This is a genomic window from Mycobacterium sp. NGS24, from assembly GCF_059813065.1.
Genome location: NZ_JCALDW010000014.1, coordinates 115,973 through 132,792 on the forward strand (window position 1 = coordinate 115,973; position 16,820 = coordinate 132,792).

Below are 16,820 nucleotides of genomic sequence, written 5' to 3' on the forward strand. Positions count from 1 at the left end.
GCCTGCACCAATATTCGGCGAATAGGCCTACTTCGGCAGGGCCAGTTGGAAGCGGCTTTCCTCCGGCGGCGAGACTCGACGGATCGGCAGCTCACGGTGTCGCGGGGTGCCGACCATGTTGTGGCGCAGGATCACCTTGTCGACACCGGGATGCGGACCCAGATATGTGGTCGCGTTCGGCCACACCACCTTGGCCACCGGTCCCACCTGCGCACCGATCAGCCGAGCGAACTCCTCGAAGTGCGCACCGACCGTCACCGCCGCGCCCGCGGCCGCCGAACGCACCGCGAACTGGGTGAACGTCTGCGCGTCACCGAGGTTGAGGCTGACGTCGACGTCGTCGAACGGCAGGTACACCGGGCACCGGTTCACCGTCTCGCCGACCAGGATTCCAGCCGAGCCGATCGGGATCTGGCAGTGCCGGTCGGCGACCAGATCCTGCCCGGTCAGCGCGGGCCGCTGACCGCCGAACAGCCGGGTGAAGCCCCGCGGCGTCTTCGGTTTGCCCGCCGTGGTGAGCAGCACGGTGGCCTGCGGGGCGACGCCGGGAGCGATCCGGACCCGGGTGATGGTGTGGTCGGCACGAGCCGACCACCACAGGTCCGGGCCGCCCGGCGCGGTGTAGGCGGCGGTGTAGGAATCGCGTCCCTGGATCATCGACCACTTCTCGCGGGCGAAGCCGATGTCGATGGCGTGGTCGTAGTCGTCGAAGCTGCGCCCGCAGACCGCGTCGACACCGTGGCTGGCCAGGGCGTCGGCGATGCGGGTCGCCGAGGCCACCAGGTAGCGCGCCAGACCGGCGACCCCTTCGTCGCGGCGCTGCGCCGACCGGTGGGTCTGCTCGGGGTCGGCCCGCAGCATGATCCAGGTCCGCCGGTTGGCCGGTGCCGGGTCGGCGCCGATCACCTGCTGGTACAGGTTCACCACCTCCGGGGTGGCGGTGCGGCCTACCCGGAAGCCGGCCGAGACCACGTCGGCTTCCATATCCGGGCAGTGCACCGACAGCAGTTCTTCGAGCAGGCGGGTGTCCAGCACGTCGTCGGTGTGGGCCTGGCCGTCGACGATGACCGTCGGTGTGAACGGGCGCGGCTTGAGTTCGATCACCGCGATCAGATGGTCGCGGCGCCAGCGCACCGCCACGTGATCGCCCGGCTTGACCGTGGCTCCCACCACCGGCTCGGACGGAACGTCGGGCGGGTTGCGGCGCCGGCGCAGCCACGCGAACACCGTCGCCACCCAGCCGGTGACCCGGCGGCCGGAGAAGGTGACGAATGCGACCACTGCGCCCAGCGCCACCAGCACAATGCCGGCCCACCAGTACCGCGTCTGCAGGAAATACAGAATGACCAGCGGTGCCAGCACCGCCAGGAGCAACGTGTGCCCGGTGCTGAAGCGCAGCCTGATGGGATTTCTCATCGGCGCCTCAACGCCCGCGCGGCGAGTGCCCCGAGGACCAGGGCCAGCGCCAGGCCCCCGACGGCCAGCGCCACCACGGTGATCGGCCGCCGGTCGGGACCCGGTGTGATCACCGGCGGCGGCATGCGCCGGACGCTGTAGGGGATCTGCCCCGGCCCGGGCGTGATGTCCCAGGTCAACGCCGCGACCGCATTGACGACGCCGTCGCCGACCAGGTTGTCGGTGCCGCCGCCCGGGTGCCGTGCGGTGGCCTGGATGCGGTTCATCACCTGCGCGGGCGTCAGCTGCGGAAAACGCTGCCTGATCAGCGCGGCCAGGCCCGAGACGTAGGCCGCGGCGAACGAGGTGCCGGCGATCGGCACCGGGCCCTCCTTGCCTTGCAGCGCATTCACCGGCTCGCCCTGACCGCCCAGCGAGATGATGTTCTCAGCCGGGGCGGCCACGTTGACCCACGGCCCGTGCATGGAAAACGTGCTGGGTACACCGGTCTGTCCGATGCCACCGACGGTGATCACCAGGTCTCCGTACCACGCGGGCGTGACGACGGTCTGCACTTTCGTCCAACCGCGCGAGTCCTTGGGGTTCGCGGCGTCCGGCAGCGGATTCTGCGCGCAGTCGCCACCGGTGTTGCCGGCCGCGACCACCACCACCACGTTCTTGACGTTGACCGCGTAATCGATGGCGGCGCCCAGGCTGGCCTCGTCGATCGGTTTGGTCACCTTGTAGCAGGCGGCCTCGCTGATGTTGATGACGCCGGCACCGAGGTTGGCGGCGTGCACCACCGCCCGCGCGAGGCTGCGGATCGACCCGGCTGCCGGCGTCGAGTTGGGGTCGTTCGGGTTGGGTTGGGAGCCGACCGGCTCGAACGCTTCCGAGGTCTGCCGGATCGAGAGCAGACGGGCGTCCGGGGCGACGCCGACATACCCGTCGGTGGGCGCCGGCCGCCCCCCGATGATGGCTGCGGTCAGGGTTCCGTGCGCGTCGCAGTCCGACAACCCGTTGCCGGCCTGGTCGACGAAGTCGCCGCCGGGTTCGGCCGGGACCCGCGGCGAGGCGTTGACGCCGGTGTCGATGACGGCGACGGTCACCCCTGCCCCGGTCGCGAACTTATGGGCTTCGGTCACCCCGATGTAGGAGTTGCTCCACGGCGGGTCGTGGAAGGTGGATTCGGGCAGGACGGTGGGCCCGGAGCACTGGACGCGTTGCTCGGTCGGCTGGTCGGGGCCCGTCACGTCCGGCGGCAGCGCTCCCGGATCGATAGCGGGCGGAGTGATTGCCGATGCGGGCGGCGCGACCAACGGCGCCGTCGTCACGGCCAGCGCCACCGCCATCAGCAAGATCCGGTGCACCCCCGAATCACTCCGTTCATTCAGTTCGTTCGGCGTGGCAAATCCTGGGAGCAGTTTAGACGTAGCGGTTGCGTAAACGGCGCTATTCGGACGGGGTTGGGCGGACGTGTGCCCGGGTCCCGTGCTGCTCGTCGGAGGCATGGTGTGGACAGTCCGGGCCTACCGCCGCCATCCGGAGGGGGCACCCCGGCATCCGCCCTCGCACGACTGCGGGCTCGACAACGCGAGCGTTACATAGCTCACTACTATTGTAAATACGGTACTTGCTACGATTGGGCCGGACTCCCCACAGAAAGCTCGAGGTTTGTCATGGCCACACCCGTCATCGTCGGCGCTGTTCGGACTGCGATCGGTCGGTCCTTCAAGGGCACGCTCGTCAACACCCCGCCCGAGACGCTGATTACCGCTGTGCTGCCTGAGGTGGTGCGCCGCTCCGGGGTGGACCCGGCGGCCATCGACGACATCATCTTCGCCGAATCGCATTACGGCGGCGGCGATTTGGCGCGCTACGCGGCCACCGCCACCGGTTTGGAGCATGTGCCCGGACAGTCGGTGAACCGGCACTGCGCGGGCAGCCTGACCGCGATCGGCAACGCTGCCGCGCAGATCGGCTCCGGCATGGAGCGGGTGCTGATCGCCGGCGGGGTGCAGTCGCTGTCCATGACGCCGCTGACCAACTGGCGCATCCCCGGTCCGGAGCTCAAATTCGAGGAGCGGTGGATGCCGCCCACCCACGTCGAGACGCCGGACGCGCCGGCCAAAGACATGTCGATCACCGTTGGCTGGAACACCGCGCAGTCGGTCGGGATCACCCGGGAGGAGATGGATGCCTGGGCGGCTCGGTCGCACCAGCGCGCGGTCGCCGCGCAGGACGCCGGCAAGTTCACCGACGAGATCCTGCCGCTGAAGATCACCGTGCACGACGGGTCGGTGGTCGACTTCTCCGTCGACGAACACCCACGCCGCGACACCACGGTGGAGAAGCTAGCCGGCCTGAAGGTGCTGCATCCCGAGATCGAGGGGTTCTCGATCACCGCGGGCAACAGCAGCGGCACCAATGACGCGGCCGCCGCGGTCGCGCTGGTGGAGGCCGACTATGCCGCCGCCGAGGGGCTGAACGTGATGGCGAAGGTCCGGGCCTGGGCAGCTGCCGGCGTGCCGCCGCGCGACTGCGGGCTCGGTGCGGTCAAGGTGATCGGCAAAGTGCTGCAGCGGGCCGGGTTGTCCGTCGAGGACGTGGCGTTGTGGGAGATCAACGAGGCGTTCGCCTCAGTGCCGATCGCCGCGTGCCGCGAGTACGGCATCGACGAGGAGAAGGTGAACTTCTCCGGCAGCGGCTGCAGCCTCGGTCACCCGATCGCGGCGTCCGGTGCCCGGATGATCACCACCCTGACCTACGAGCTGGCCCGGCGCGGCGGCGGGATCGGGGTCGCGGCCATGTGTGCCGGCGGCGGGCAGGGCGGCGCCGTCGTCATCGAGGTGTAAGCGTCAGACGCTGCCGCTGCGGCGCGGTCGCTCCATCAAATATCAAGCCCCACATGCTTTTCCGCGCAGGCTTCCCGTACCGCGGTGATCACGTCGGCGCTGCGTAGGGTTTGCAGGTCGTCGATCGTGACCGACCCTTTCGCGCTGCGGTGTTGGGCGGCCACCCGCGAATCCCGCAGTCGTTCGGCGCGTTCGACGACGTTGCGCGCGAAGCGCCCGTTGTGCATCGCATCGATACCGTGCGTGCCGTCGGGCGCGCGATACGCACGCAGCTTCGCGCACGCAGCGTTCAGCGCGTCGGCCGCCGCCGGCTCGATCACGGTGGCACGCGGACTGCCGTAGCGCACCGCGATCTCGACCAATTCATCCGGAGTGTAGGACTCGAAACGCAACTTGCGATTGAAGCGGCCCGCCAAACCCGGGTTGACCGTAAGGAATTCGTCGACTTCCTTCTCGTAACCCGCCCCGATGAAGCAGAAGTCGAACCGGTGCACCTCTAACGCGACCAGCAGCTGGTTGACCGCCTCCATGCCGATCATGTCCGGTCGGCCATCTTGGTGACGTTCCACCAACGAATAGAATTCATCCATGAACAGGATCCGGCCGAGCGAACGGTTGATCAGCTCGTAGGTCTTCGGCCCGGACGCTCCGATGTGCTCGCCGCAGAAGTCCGCCCGCTTGACTTCCACGATCTCCGGGTGACGCACAATCCCCAGTCCGGCATAGATCTTTCCCAAAGCTGCAGCGGTCGTGGTCTTTCCGGTTCCGGGCGGTCCCACCAACAGCATGTGATTGGTTTGGTTGGCGACCGGTAGCCCGGCCGCCAACCGCAACGCACGTACCTCGATCTGGTCCTCCAGTTCGGCGACCGCCCGCTTGACTTCCGCCAGGCCCACTTGGTTTTCCAGCAGTGCCCGCCCCTGCGTCAGCAGTTCGTTGCGGCGCTCCTCGTGTTCGGCCTCGGTGCGCTGCTGAGCCGAGCGCTGGGTGCTGACGTCCCACTTGTCCGTCCGGGTGCCGATCGTTTCCTCGTCGGTGATCACCAGCTGCAGGCCGGGATCGGCCAACGCGTGCTTCGCGGATTCCATCAGCGCACCGTTGATCGTCGCCTTGGACAACCACACCTGCGCCTGGTGTTCGTCGCCGAGTTGACGGTGCGCCATCCCCCGGACGTAGGCCAGATCCGCGGCAATCAACGGGAAATCGGCGGCATCGATCGCGGCGGCAGCGAGGTGCCGGCTGGTTTGGGTGGGCATCGCCTGGCCGGTTCGCACCTCGACCCGGTCCGCCCACTCCAGTGCGACCCGCGCCTGGCCCAGATGTGCGGCGGCATGCGCAGCCAAGGCGCAGGTGGCCGCCGTGACGACCGACCTGATGATCGCCTGCGGCGGCAAGATCGCCGCCGCCACTGCGATCACATCCGGCCAGCGTTGCGTGGCGAACATCAGGTAAGCCTCGAGATGCTGCCGCCACTGGTGGTTCTCCCACGAATCCAGCAGCGCCGAATCCGCCAGCAGTGCTTCGGATTTCTCGTACTGACGGTCGTCGACGAGCGCGCTCGCCAGCGCCAGCCCGGCATGCGAGGCCTCGGTCACCGATATGGACAGATACGGCCCGGCTTTGATTGGCGCCGACAACCGCACCCCGAGCCGGTTGGTCTCCCGATGCAACCGCGACCCGTACGTGTACAGCTGCTGGACTGTCGTTAAGGATTCATCGCCCGCGGCGATCCGGCCCAGCCACGCATCCGCCATCGACGGATCGATCTCGGTGGCTTCCGCGAACCGGGCCCTGGCACCGTCGACATCTCGGTCCAACAACATCATTGCCTGATCGAACCGCTTGCGGGCGGCGGCCGTGCTGGTGCTGCTGGTCATGGCGATTCCGCTGCCGCAAGCTCGCCGCTGCGCACGTTCGTGGGTTCAGAAGAGACGTAGCGATTCTCGGCCCGGAACAGCTCGATCTCCACGGCGTGCACCCCGATGACGGTCGCCACCTCGACCGTCGCCTGCCCCTGCTGGGTGATCACGACGCTCGCGGCGCCACGGTAAGGGGCACCCGGATCCCCCACGGAGATCACCGTATTCGGGCGGGGACCGGGTGTGACAGTGCCGTCGACGACACTGACCGTGGTTCCTGCGATCGGTTTGGTCGCGTCAGTGACGGCCACCTCCGGCATCCGGACGCTGGCCCAGCGTTCGGCATCCCGGGTGTGCACCGTCACCCGGTCACCGGAGCCGGCCAGCCGCACCACCAACCGCTTGACCAGTGCGTCGTCGGCGGCGACGTGGACGCGGCTGAATTCACCGGGATCATCCAGCGGGAGCATCATGCGTTGTCCTGCAGCGGTTTTGCCGAGCAGCACCCCGGACGGACCGATCGGAATGACGAGCGGACCGGTCAGCGATCCGCGCCGGACGCCGCGTAGCGCCGGCATCGGGCCACACAAGTTGGCGGCGACGGCACCCGCCTGCTCACCAGGCAACGTCCGCAGCACCGTGCTCGGCGGTACGGTCAGCGGTTGGGCGCTGCGTACCGTCAAGGTGGCGGTAACGCTTCCGTCCCCGAAAAGTGTGACGTTCTGGGTGATTCCGTCGGCACGCATCGACCACGCCTGCGCCAGCGCCTCTTCGGTGATGGCGGTGGGGGGATACCAGTAGGTGCTTAGCCAGCCACCGTCGCCGCGGACCGATCGCCAGCGACGGTTCGGAACCGCCAGCGCCGATTTGCCGAGCCGACGCTCCAATTCGACGATGTCGGTGGCGGTCGCGACTTTCGCGCGGATCCCTTGTTGGCGCATGGCCGCACTGACCCGCTGCGCGGCGGCCAGCGTCGCGGTGCCGATCGAGGAACGGCATTGCAGCGCTTCGGCATTGGCGAGCGCGCTGACGCGCACGACCACCCAGGTCTCACGCTGCCCGGCATACGGCGGGGTGCCGATCAGCGTGTCGTACACCCGCGGGTAGTCACCGGTGGCCCGCCGCCGGGCTCCACTGCTCATCACGCTGAGCGAGTCGATGGCGAGACCGAGACTCTGCTGCATCAGCGGCTGCAAATCAGCGATGTCGACAGCGTTTTCGGTGCGGGCGGAGGTCGAGCCGGTGAACAGTGTCGGTGCGTGCGCCTTGCCCAGCAGTTGCACCGCCGCGACCGCTACACCATCCTGGAATCGGACACCGCCCCCGGCCCGGTCATTGGCGACGGTGCGCGGCGCGGTCCACGGAATCGGCCGATTCCGCCGGTGCCACAACAGCAACCACGACCACGCGGTATGACCGCGCCACGGGACAGAAGTTGCCAGCACCGAGCACGCCAAACCTGTTGCGGCACCACAGTACCCGCCCAGCGCCAAGCCGAGGACAGCTGCGCTGAACACGACCGCGATGACGGCGAGCCTGCTTGCTGCCGTCATCGTCACCGCCGTGCCCGGGCGATCAGCGCCACCGCCCCGACTGCGGCCACCACCAGCCCGGCGAATACCAGAGCGACATTGCGGGCACGGTGGTCCGGCGCAGGCGGCGGAGCGGCAGGGGTGATGATGCGGCTGTGCGCGGATGGTGGTAGCCGTTCTCCCGCAGGCACATCGAATGTCAGCGCGGCTACCGGATCGACCACGCCGTAGCCGACTTGGTTGTCCACGCCCCGGGGCGGGTTGTGGGCCGTCTGCACGATGCGGTTGATGATCTGGTGTGCGGACAACGCCGGGTACTTCGCCCGCACCAACGCCGCGACGCCGCTGACATAGGCTGCCGAGAAACTGGTACCCCAGATGGGCATGTTCTTCTCGCCCGGATGGATCGGCGGGTAGGCGTTGACAGGCCCTCCGGTCTGCGGCGACAGCCCCATGATGCCTACCCCAGGCGCCGCGGCGGCCACCCAGGGACCGGCCAGGCTCTTGCTGATCGGTGCGCCGGTATTGTCCACGGCCCCAACCGATAACACGTAGTCGGAGAACCACGACGGCGAGGAGACGGTCTTGACCTGGTGCCAGTCGCGCGGGTCGGATGTGATCAGCGGATCGAAGCTGGGATTCTGCGCACAGCCGTCCTCGCTGTCGTTGCCGGCCGCAGCCACGATCAGCGCGTCCTTGACGGTGGCCGCATACCAGACTGCCGCGCCGATGGCGGCCTGATCAAGCGGATCAGCGGCCGAAACACAGGACGTCACACTGATATTGATGACCTTGGCACCCATGTTGGCGGCGTGCACTATCGCGCTGGCCAGGGTCGCGATCGAACCCGCCTTCTTGCGCACTTCCGAGTCGCCGGGTCCCGGGTTCACCGGTTCATAGGCGCGTGATGACTGCCGGATGGAAATGATGACGGCGTGCGGCGCGACGCCGACCACCCCGTCGGGGGCGCCGGGCGCGGGGCCCGGCACCTCGGGGACATCGGTGGTTCCGGTGCCGGGATCCCCTGGGGCGTTGGCCGGTTCGTCGGACGGCGGCGGAGGCGGCGGCGGTGCCGGCTTGGTCTCGGTCACCGTCACCGGCGCGGGCGGCGGCGGCGCGGCCGGCGGTGGCGGCGGTCCCCCGGGCGGCGGTGGCGCGGCGTCGACAGCCGGCGGCCCGGCCGGCGGTGCGAACGCGGGGGTGCTGGGCATGGGAGCGGGCATCGGGCTGCCCTGCGGCGCAGCCCCGATGACCGAGGCCACGATGGTCCCGTGCGAATCGCAGTCCATCAGGCCATCACCGCTCATGATGTAGTCCCCGCCGGCGACCACCCGCAGCCGGGGACTGGGATTGATACCGGTGTCGATGATCGCCACCGGAACCCCGTTGCCGGTGGAGTACTGCCACGCTTTGCTGATGTTGAGCATGGTGAAACCCGGTGCGGTGACCGACACGTTGGGGTCCGCCACGGTGATGGTTCGGGCGCACATGTTGCTCTGCCGCATCGGCTGCTCGGGACCGGGTTTGCCATCCGCCGGCACCCGGGCGGGATCGATGACCGGCGGTGGGATTGCATGTGCTGCAACAGGGTTCGCTGAAACCGCGAGCACTGCCCCGGTCAGGACGACGCCGCTGAGTCGGGCCGCGAGCCGTCTCATCGCATGCGCACCCAGGTGAACAGCCCACCGATCCAGGCGGCCAGCGGCAGCGCCGCGATGATCGCCACGATCTCCAACCATTCGGCGGCCATTCGCACCAGCGGCGTGAACCTGGTGACCGGCACCAGCAGCGCCGCCAGCAGTCCCGCCCCGGCGAAAATGGCCAACACCACCGACCCGGGCACCAGCGCATGTCCCGACGACGCCGGTTCGCGCACCACGTATTTCACGACACCGACACATGTTGCGGCCGCGGCCCCGCAGACCAGGGCGATCGCTTGATGTTTGTCGGCGAACGCCCGACCCCGGCTGATGAAGATCACCACGAACAGCGCCGCGAGCACGGCGGCCGGCGTACCCCGGTCCCGGCCCGGCATCAGGGTGGCCCACACCGCAATCGGCAACGTCGCTCCGGCGCCCACGCATATTCCGGTGAGCACACTGTTGGCTCGTTTGGCCGCGGCCGCGATCTGGGCGCCGCGCGGCGTGGTGTCCGGATTCGCACCGTCCTCAGCACCCTCGACCGCGTCACTGACCGGCGAGACAGCATCCACCGGCATCCCGTCGCTGCGCCGGAACAGGTCGCGTCCGGTGATCGACCCGAAGTACGGCGGCCGGATCCGGGCGACCCACAGCGCAAACGTCGGGGCAAGGGTCAGGGTCAACAGCAGCGCCACCAGGGTGGTCATGCCCAGCCACTGGGCCGGCACCGGCCACCACATCCGGGTGGCCGCTACGAGGGCGCCCAGTGCGCACAGCGTCACCGCTGCCGCTGCGGCGCTGACATGGCGCCCGGTGGCCGTGGCCATTCCGCAGGTCAGAACTCCGGCCGCCAGCGCGGCGATGAACAGGTGCGCGGATCCCGGTCTGCCCGGCGCGCCGGCGCCCAGTGCCGCCGCGGTCAGCGGTACCGCCAGCCAGCCGAGCCCGTCGAGCATGTCGATGCGGTCGGGCCACCATCGCCAGACGGCCAGGGCGCCACCGCCGCAGCAGAGGGCCAGCGCTGCAACGACGCAGCTGGACATCAACGAATCGTTCGAAATACGTTGCCGCACAGCCAGTCCGAGAACGGTGATGACGACCATCGCGACGATCGACAGGGCGGTGTGCGCGGCCGTCTGCATCGTGACCGGTTCGAAGAGTTTCTTGCCGACCCGGGCCAGACCGGTGGACAGCGACTCGTACTGCGGCTCGAAGGACTCGCCTTCGGCAGCGGGTACCAGGATGAGAGTGGCGCCGTCTTCCACGCCGAGTTCGTCGAGGGTCTTGGTGATGTCGAGGCGTACCCCGTTGGCCTTGTGCAGTTCGTATCCGACGCCGGGTTCGAGTCCGGGCAGGCCCCGTCGTTTGAGCTCGTCGTTGAGCAGTTCGACGATGTTGTCGATGAAGACCTCGATCGGGACCGAGGCCGGGTACACCTGTGAGAGCAGGTGGTCGCCGCACACCACGGCGACCGCGCAACGGGCCGGAAACGAGACCTTGCCAACCAGAGCGGCCATTAGCGCGGCCTGTCGGCGTCCGGAATGTATTTGTCGGCCAGCGCCGCAGCGATCTCGAACAGCCGCAGCCGGGTCTTCTTGGTCAATTCGTGGCGGGTATCGATGATTCCGCCCTTGGCGAGGTACGGGTCGTACGGCATGAATTCGACGGTCGCGCCGGATTGGCGGAAACGTTCGGTGAGGTAGTCACGCGCATCGGGGTCGTATTTGTTGCGACTGTCGTTGAGCACCACGGTGCTGCGGGAGACTAGTTCGTGGTAGCCCATCGACCTCAGCAGGTCGATGGCGCGGGTCACCGGCAGCGAGGTGTCGGCGGTCAGACCGGAGACGAAGACCAGCGCGTCGCAGGACTCGAGCACGGCCTTCATCACGGGGTGTTCGAGGTCGTCGGAGGTGTCCACCACGATGACGGTGTGGGTGCGGCGCAGCCGTGACAGCACGCCGGTGAACATCGACGGGACCAGGGGCCGCGGTTGGTCGGAGGCCCGGTTGCCGGCCAATACGTCCAGACCGATGCTGTTCTGCCCCAAGTGTTCTCGGATGTCGGCGTAGCCCTGCACGTCGGTGTCGTTGAGCACTGCCGAATAGTCGCCCGGCGGTGATTCGTCGATGCGGCCGGCCAGGGTTCCGAATCCGGGCGCCGCGTCGATCGCGACGACGTTGTCGGGCCGGCACTCCCGGAAGACACCGCCGATGCACGCTGTCATGGTGGTCTTGCCGACACCTCCCTTGCCCGAGACCACTCCGATCACGTACTGCTTACGGATGTGCCGGCGGATCCGCTCCTGCAGTTCCCGGTAGTGCCGTTCGGCCGGTGACTCGCCGAGGTTGAGGGCCTTGAAAGTCGCGTGGTAGAGGAACTTCCGCCAACCCGAGCCGGGCGGAATTTTGCGGGGCGCCACCATGTCGGAGATCCGCAACGTCCCCGACACGGACTCCTGGTGTTGGTAACGCCCGGCGGACGCACCGACTGGTTCCGCGGTGTTCGCGGCTGCATTCCACGAATTCGTCACGACGCCATCGCTAAACACTCGACCTATACCTCTCGACTACACGACTTTTCGGTACGAATACCATTCCTGATCGGCGGGCAGCCGCCGCACCATGCGATTGATCGCAGCGGCGATGTTGCTCTTGGTTCCCGGTGCCAGGATCGTCCACGTCTTGCCCGCTGAGTAGACGTTCTCGGCGACCAACCGTCCCTCGGGGATGTCGATCACCGTCACAGCGCTCGCGTCGACGTGAGTTCGACGCGAGGTCCCCGTCGCCACCCCGGACTGCATGGCCACGATCGACGCCTGGGCGGACCGGTCCGGATCGGCGGCCAGCGTCAGGCTCTTGCGCTGATCGGCATCGAGCCCCTGACCGGCCAGGAACCTGACCACCGCAGCGTGGTCCGCCGACGCCGCGCGCAACGCGGCGGCGTCCAGCGTGACCGGCCGTAGCGCCGCCGGTGTGTTCTGACCACACAGGCGGGTGATCTCGGCATCAAGCACGGTGCTCGCCGCGCCTTCCGCACTCGAGATGCCGGCGCCGCTGATCCGGATCAGGTCCCCGGAACGTTCCACGGCAACCCACCACTGCGCGAATCGGGCCAGGAGTGCTCGATCGGGCGTCACCTGGCCAGGGGCGCGCATCTGCATGAACAGCGCGATGTCACGTCGATGCAGGACGGTCAACCACTCCACCACGGCACTGTCCACGGTGCCGGCGTCGTCGAGCACGCCGGCCTCGCGCAACTCGGCGGTGACGGGGTGTTCCAGCGCCAGCCGCCGCGACTCCACGCTGGGCAGATGCGGGCGCAGCCCGAGCTCAGGGGCGATGGTCTCGATGCCGGTGAGCACTTGCAGGGCCCAGAGCCCGTCGAGGGTGGTGGTTAACACGATGGTCCTTGACATAGGTCCGGGGCGCACGCAATGCATGCGCCCCGGGCCGATCAATGTGGCTAGAGGAACAAGTTGCCCATTTGGGCGTCGGTGGCCTGCGCCATCTCGTCGACGCTGTGCACGGTGTGGGCATGCCGGCTGACGGTCTGGATCAGGTCCTCCAGGCCGTGCAGCATCTGCTGCTGGGCGTCGAAGAACGCGGTGGCGCCGTGGCCCTGGAAGAAGTCTCCCAGTGCCTGGGTGAGGTTGAGGACGTCGCTGTGAATCTCCATCAGCTGCGCGGCCTGCCCCCCGACCTCGCCGGCGAAGCCGACGACGGCACCGTGGTTGTAAACGATGTGATCTGCCATGACGGTTGCTTCCTTACTTGAGAGTGGTCAGCGGGATGTGACTGGGACGACTCGGGCTAGACCGCCTGCGTCCCTCCCCCGAACACCCCGTTGAGGTTGTGCGCCGCGTCAGCTTCGTGGTTTTCCATCAGCACCGCCGCCTGGCCGAGGCCGTGCGCCAGCCGCTGCCCGCCCGTCATGATCTGCTGCAGGTCGTGGTGAATGTGGCCCGCGGTGCTCAAGGAGGTGTTGCCGGCATCGCCCGCCCAACCCGTGCCGCTGATGATGTTCTCGTGGCCACTCAGGTATTGATTGGCGATCGCGGCCGCCTCCTGCAGGCGCGTCTCGATCCGCTGCTGCGTACTACGCAGTAGTTCTGGAGTGACAACTGTTGCGTTTGCCCTCTATATGTCTCCCTAGTTATTTGCACTCGCTGAGTCAGGGTCTGCGTAAAACTAAACCGGCTGCCTCCAGCTGTCACTTCACCCCGGCTGCCTGGGCTTGAGTGCACGGAACAGGCTGACAGTGCACACCAGAAACGACCTTCTGTCAAAACGAAAGTGGGCGGCCCCCGATAGTTAGCTATGCTCACGGCGTGGGGGCTCACAGGCTGCCTGCGGCGTCGGCTGTGCCGTCGCCGTCGACGTCGGTGAGCCGGATATTCCAGCGCCCGTCACCGTCGGTGTCGACGTACCCGGTGACGCCCTGCGGGCCGGTGCACAGCACCTGGTCGGCCAGACCGTCACCATCGGTGTCCAACAACCGGTCGTCGGGCTCACCGTGGCCGTCGAAGTCGACCAGGGGCCCGCCGGTGTGTTCGACCCCGTCCAGGCCGAACCACCGCAACTGCCCGCCCCGGTCCACAGCGACCCGCCACGTCCCGGACCCGTCGTCGACGAAATAGCTTTCCGGGCTGCCGTTGTCATCGACGTCCAGCACACCGTGGTCGACGATCCCGTCGCCGTCCAGATCGGCCAGCACGTCGTCACCGATGCCGTCCCCGTCGAGATCGAGCTTGATTGCGTCGGGAGTGCCGTCGCCGTTGAGGTCGAAGTCGGGGGTCCGATTCCAGATCGCGGCGGTGCCGTCCTCGCCGCTCAAGCAATACTCCACGTCGGGTTGGACGTGGTGGCACCGCCAGCGGTTCCGCCGCAGTTATCCGGCACTGCCAGCATGGGCAGCTGGCCGAACCTCCGGTGCCGGAACCACCGGAGACACTAGGGCGACTGGAAGCCCAGCGTGTTTTCTCCGGACCTAGAACTAGTCCGATTGGTCAGCTGTCCGCGCTGCCCACCACGCCAACAGCTCCGCGGTGGCCTCCTCGTGCGACAGCGGCCCGCGGTCCAACCGCAGCTCCTTGAGGTATTTCCACGCCTCCCCCACCTGCGGGCCGGCCGGGATGTCCAGCAGCCGCATGATCTCGTTGCCGTCCAGGTCCGGGCGCACCCGGTCCAGGTCCTCCTGCGCGGCGAGTTCGGCGATCCGCTCCTCCAGCCGGTCGTAGGACGCGCGCAACCGGGCGGCCCGGCGCTTGTTGCGGGTGGTGCAGTCGGCGCGCACCAGCTTGTGCAGCCGCGGCAACAGCGGACCCGCGTCGGTGACGTAGCGGCGCACCGCCGAGTCGGTCCATTTGCCGTCGCCGTAGCCGTGGAACCGCAGGTGCAGGAACACCAATTGCGCTACGTCGTCGACCAGCTGTTTGGGGTACTTCAGCGCCCGCATCCGCTTGCGAACCATCTTTGCCCCCACCACCTCGTGGTGGTGGAAGCTCACCCCGCCGTTGGGCTCGTGGCGCCGGGTGTCGGGCTTGCCGATGTCGTGCAGCAGCGCGGCCCAGCGCAGCACCAGATCCGGTTCCCCGTCCTCGAGTTCGATGGCCTGGCGCAGCACGGTCAGCGAATGCTGGTAGACGTCCTTGTGCTGGTGGTGTTCGTCGATGGCCATCTGCATGCCGCCGATCTCGGGCAGCACCACCGCGCCCATCCCGGACTGCACCAGCAGCTCGATGCCCGCGACCGGGTGCTTGCCGAGCAGCATCTTGTCCAGTTCGGCGGCCACCCGTTCGGCGCTGATCCGAGCCAGCTGCGGGGCCATCTCTTCGATGGCGGCCAGTACCCGCGGCGCCACGGTGAACCCGAGCTGGGAGACGAACCGGGCGGCGCGCAGCATCCGCAGCGGGTCGTCGCCGAAGGAAACCTCCGGGGACGACGGGGTGTCCAGCACTCGGGCACGCAACGCCGCGAGCCCGTTGAGCGGATCGAGGAATTCCCCTGCCCCGGTCGGCGTCACGGCCACGGCCATCGCGTTGACGGTGAAGTCGCGGCGCACCAGATCGTCTTCGAGGCGGTCCCCGAACCGCACCTCGGGGTTACGGGACACCTGGTCGTAGGTGTCGGCGCGGAACGTGGTGATCTCCAGCCGGTGCCCGCGCAGGCCCACCCCGACCGTGCCGAACTCGATGCCGGTGTCCCACAGCGCCTCGGCCAGCGGGCGCACGATCGCTTGGATCTGTGCGGGCCGGGCGTCGGTGGTGAAGTCCAGATCCGGGCTCAGCCGGCCCAGCAGCGCGTCGCGCACCGAACCGCCGACCAGATAGAGCTGATGACCGGCGCCGGTGAATGCCGCACCCAGTTCGCCCAGTACCGGCGCGTACTGGTGCAGTGCCACCGCGGCCGCGGTCAGCAGTTCGGCGTCTTGGGCGGGTTCGGCCACGTTCGGTGAGCCTAATAGGAATGCCGCGGTGACTCAGCGCACGCCAGCAGCCCGAGCGTCACGGCGGGCCCCCGAGCGTCATGGCGGGCCCCCCGAGCGTCATGGCGGGCCCCCCGAGCGTCACGCCAGCGTGGCGCTCGACGCCCAGCGTCGCGCTAGCGTGACGCTCGGCGTCACGGCCACCCAGCAACCCCGCCACCCACGGGGCTATTGAGGCTAACGCGACGAATGTGACCAAAGGTACTCGCCAACGGCGAGTGCGTCCGGGAGAATAGCCCGTGCCAGCTAATATCGCTTGGGTGTCGGAGGGCGAACAGGCCAAACCACGTCGGCGCCGGGGTCGGCGTCGCGGTCGTGGCGGCGCCCGTCCGGCGGAAAGCGTGACCGACAGCCCTCCCGCCGACGCCCCACCCACCCCGGCGACCGCAGCCAAACGTCGCGCCCGCCGCAACAGCGACCGGCTGCGAACCGTGCACGAGACGTCGGCCGGCGGGCTGGTCATCGACGGCATCGACGGTCCACGCGACGAGCAGGTCGCCGCGCTGATCGGCCGGGTCGACCGCCGTGGCAGGATGCTGTGGTCGCTGCCCAAGGGTCACATCGAACTCGGCGAGACCGCCGAGCAGACCGCCATCCGTGAGGTCGCCGAAGAGACCGGGATCCGCGGCAGTGTCCTGGCCGCGCTGGGACGCATCGACTACTGGTTCGTCACCGACGGCCGACGGGTGCACAAGACCGTGCACCACTATTTGATGCGGTTCCTGGGCGGTGAGCTCTCCGACGAGGATCTGGAGGTCGCTGAGGTGGCGTGGGTGCCGCTGCAGGAGTTGCCGTCCCGGCTTGCCTACGCCGACGAACGCAAACTGGCCGAGGTCGCCGACGAATTGATCGACAAGCTGCAATCCGACGGCGAGCAGGCGCTGCCGCCGCTGCCCCCGAGTTCGCCCCGCCGACGACCGCAGACACATTCGCGCACCCGCCACGCCAACAACTCCGCGCTGGGCCGCAAGAACGGCCACGGGCAGGGGCCGTGAGTTCACCGCGACTTCGGTGGACCGGGTTGGTGCGTCTCGCCGCGGTGATCGGCATGGTGGC

At 68.3% G+C, this 16,820-nt stretch carries 13 protein-coding genes and 1 pseudogene; 2 read left to right on the forward strand and 12 right to left on the reverse strand.

What is annotated here, in order from left to right:
* Positions 1–27: 27 nt before the first annotated feature.
* Positions 28–1,416 carry a type VII secretion protein EccE gene (eccE, locus tag AC5Y6Y_RS18255; RefSeq protein ID WP_473138678.1) on the reverse strand — a complete coding sequence of 463 codons (1,389 nt, stop codon included), beginning with the start codon at positions 1,414–1,416 and terminating at the stop codon, positions 28–30.
* Positions 1,413–2,765: a type VII secretion-associated serine protease mycosin gene (mycP, locus tag AC5Y6Y_RS18260; protein WP_473138679.1), complete on the reverse strand. Its 1,353-nt coding sequence runs from the start codon at positions 2,763–2,765 to the stop codon at positions 1,413–1,415. The genes eccE (AC5Y6Y_RS18255) and mycP (AC5Y6Y_RS18260) overlap by 4 nt, the downstream gene beginning before the upstream one ends.
* A 309-nt stretch (positions 2,766–3,074) precedes the next feature.
* Here mycP (AC5Y6Y_RS18260) and AC5Y6Y_RS18265 point away from each other — a divergent pair, with 309 nt between their 5' ends.
* Complete coding sequence (locus AC5Y6Y_RS18265) at positions 3,075–4,250, forward strand: thiolase family protein (RefSeq protein WP_473138680.1); 1,176 nt, start codon at positions 3,075–3,077, stop codon at positions 4,248–4,250.
* Between the two features lie 35 nt (positions 4,251–4,285).
* Here the strand turns inward: AC5Y6Y_RS18265 and eccA are convergent, their stop codons facing one another.
* The 10 genes and pseudogenes from eccA to AC5Y6Y_RS18315 form a co-directional block, all read right to left on the reverse strand.
* The gene (gene eccA, locus AC5Y6Y_RS18270) at positions 4,286–6,127 is read right to left on the reverse strand and encodes a type VII secretion AAA-ATPase EccA (protein ID WP_499930129.1); all 1,842 of its coding nucleotides are present in this window, start codon (positions 6,125–6,127) and stop codon (positions 4,286–4,288) included.
* Positions 6,124–7,662 carry a type VII secretion protein EccE gene (eccE, locus tag AC5Y6Y_RS18275; protein WP_473138682.1) on the reverse strand — a complete coding sequence of 513 codons (1,539 nt, stop codon included), beginning with the start codon at positions 7,660–7,662 and terminating at the stop codon, positions 6,124–6,126. The genes eccA and eccE (AC5Y6Y_RS18275) overlap by 4 nt, the downstream gene beginning before the upstream one ends.
* A gap of 2 nt (positions 7,663–7,664) precedes the next feature.
* A complete protein-coding gene (mycP, locus tag AC5Y6Y_RS18280; RefSeq protein ID WP_473138683.1) occupies positions 7,665–9,299 on the reverse strand; it encodes a type VII secretion-associated serine protease mycosin in 1,635 nt (544 codons plus the stop codon).
* Positions 9,296–10,798 carry a type VII secretion integral membrane protein EccD gene (gene eccD / locus AC5Y6Y_RS18285; protein ID WP_463826256.1) on the reverse strand — a complete coding sequence of 501 codons (1,503 nt, stop codon included), beginning with the start codon at positions 10,796–10,798 and terminating at the stop codon, positions 9,296–9,298. The genes mycP (AC5Y6Y_RS18280) and eccD overlap by 4 nt, the downstream gene beginning before the upstream one ends.
* Positions 10,798–11,811 carry a MinD/ParA family ATP-binding protein gene (locus AC5Y6Y_RS18290; protein WP_463826257.1) on the reverse strand — a complete coding sequence of 338 codons (1,014 nt, stop codon included), beginning with the start codon at positions 11,809–11,811 and terminating at the stop codon, positions 10,798–10,800. The genes eccD and AC5Y6Y_RS18290 overlap by 1 nt, the downstream gene beginning before the upstream one ends.
* A 36-nt stretch (positions 11,812–11,847) precedes the next feature.
* Positions 11,848–12,681, reverse strand: a complete 834-nt coding sequence (locus AC5Y6Y_RS18295; RefSeq protein WP_473138684.1) for an ESX secretion-associated protein EspG — start codon at positions 12,679–12,681, stop codon at positions 11,848–11,850.
* 62 nt (positions 12,682–12,743) lie between these two features.
* Positions 12,744–13,034, reverse strand: coding sequence for a WXG100 family type VII secretion target (locus AC5Y6Y_RS18300; RefSeq protein WP_463826259.1), 291 nt, complete (start codon positions 13,032–13,034; stop codon positions 12,744–12,746).
* Between the two features lie 56 nt (positions 13,035–13,090).
* A pseudogene (locus AC5Y6Y_RS18305) lies at positions 13,091–13,387 on the reverse strand (WXG100 family type VII secretion target); the annotation flags it as partial.
* 229 nt (positions 13,388–13,616) lie between these two features.
* Complete coding sequence (locus tag AC5Y6Y_RS18310; RefSeq protein WP_473138685.1) at positions 13,617–14,126, reverse strand: pullulanase; 510 nt, start codon at positions 14,124–14,126, stop codon at positions 13,617–13,619.
* A 147-nt stretch (positions 14,127–14,273) separates the two neighbouring features.
* Positions 14,274–15,725, reverse strand: a complete 1,452-nt coding sequence (locus tag AC5Y6Y_RS18315) for a CCA tRNA nucleotidyltransferase (RefSeq protein ID WP_473138686.1) — start codon at positions 15,723–15,725, stop codon at positions 14,274–14,276.
* A gap of 299 nt (positions 15,726–16,024) precedes the next feature.
* Between AC5Y6Y_RS18315 and AC5Y6Y_RS18320 the strand changes: the two genes are divergently transcribed.
* Complete coding sequence (locus AC5Y6Y_RS18320; RefSeq protein WP_463826263.1) at positions 16,025–16,759, forward strand: NUDIX hydrolase; 735 nt, start codon at positions 16,025–16,027, stop codon at positions 16,757–16,759.
* Positions 16,760–16,820: the final 61 nt, after the last annotated feature.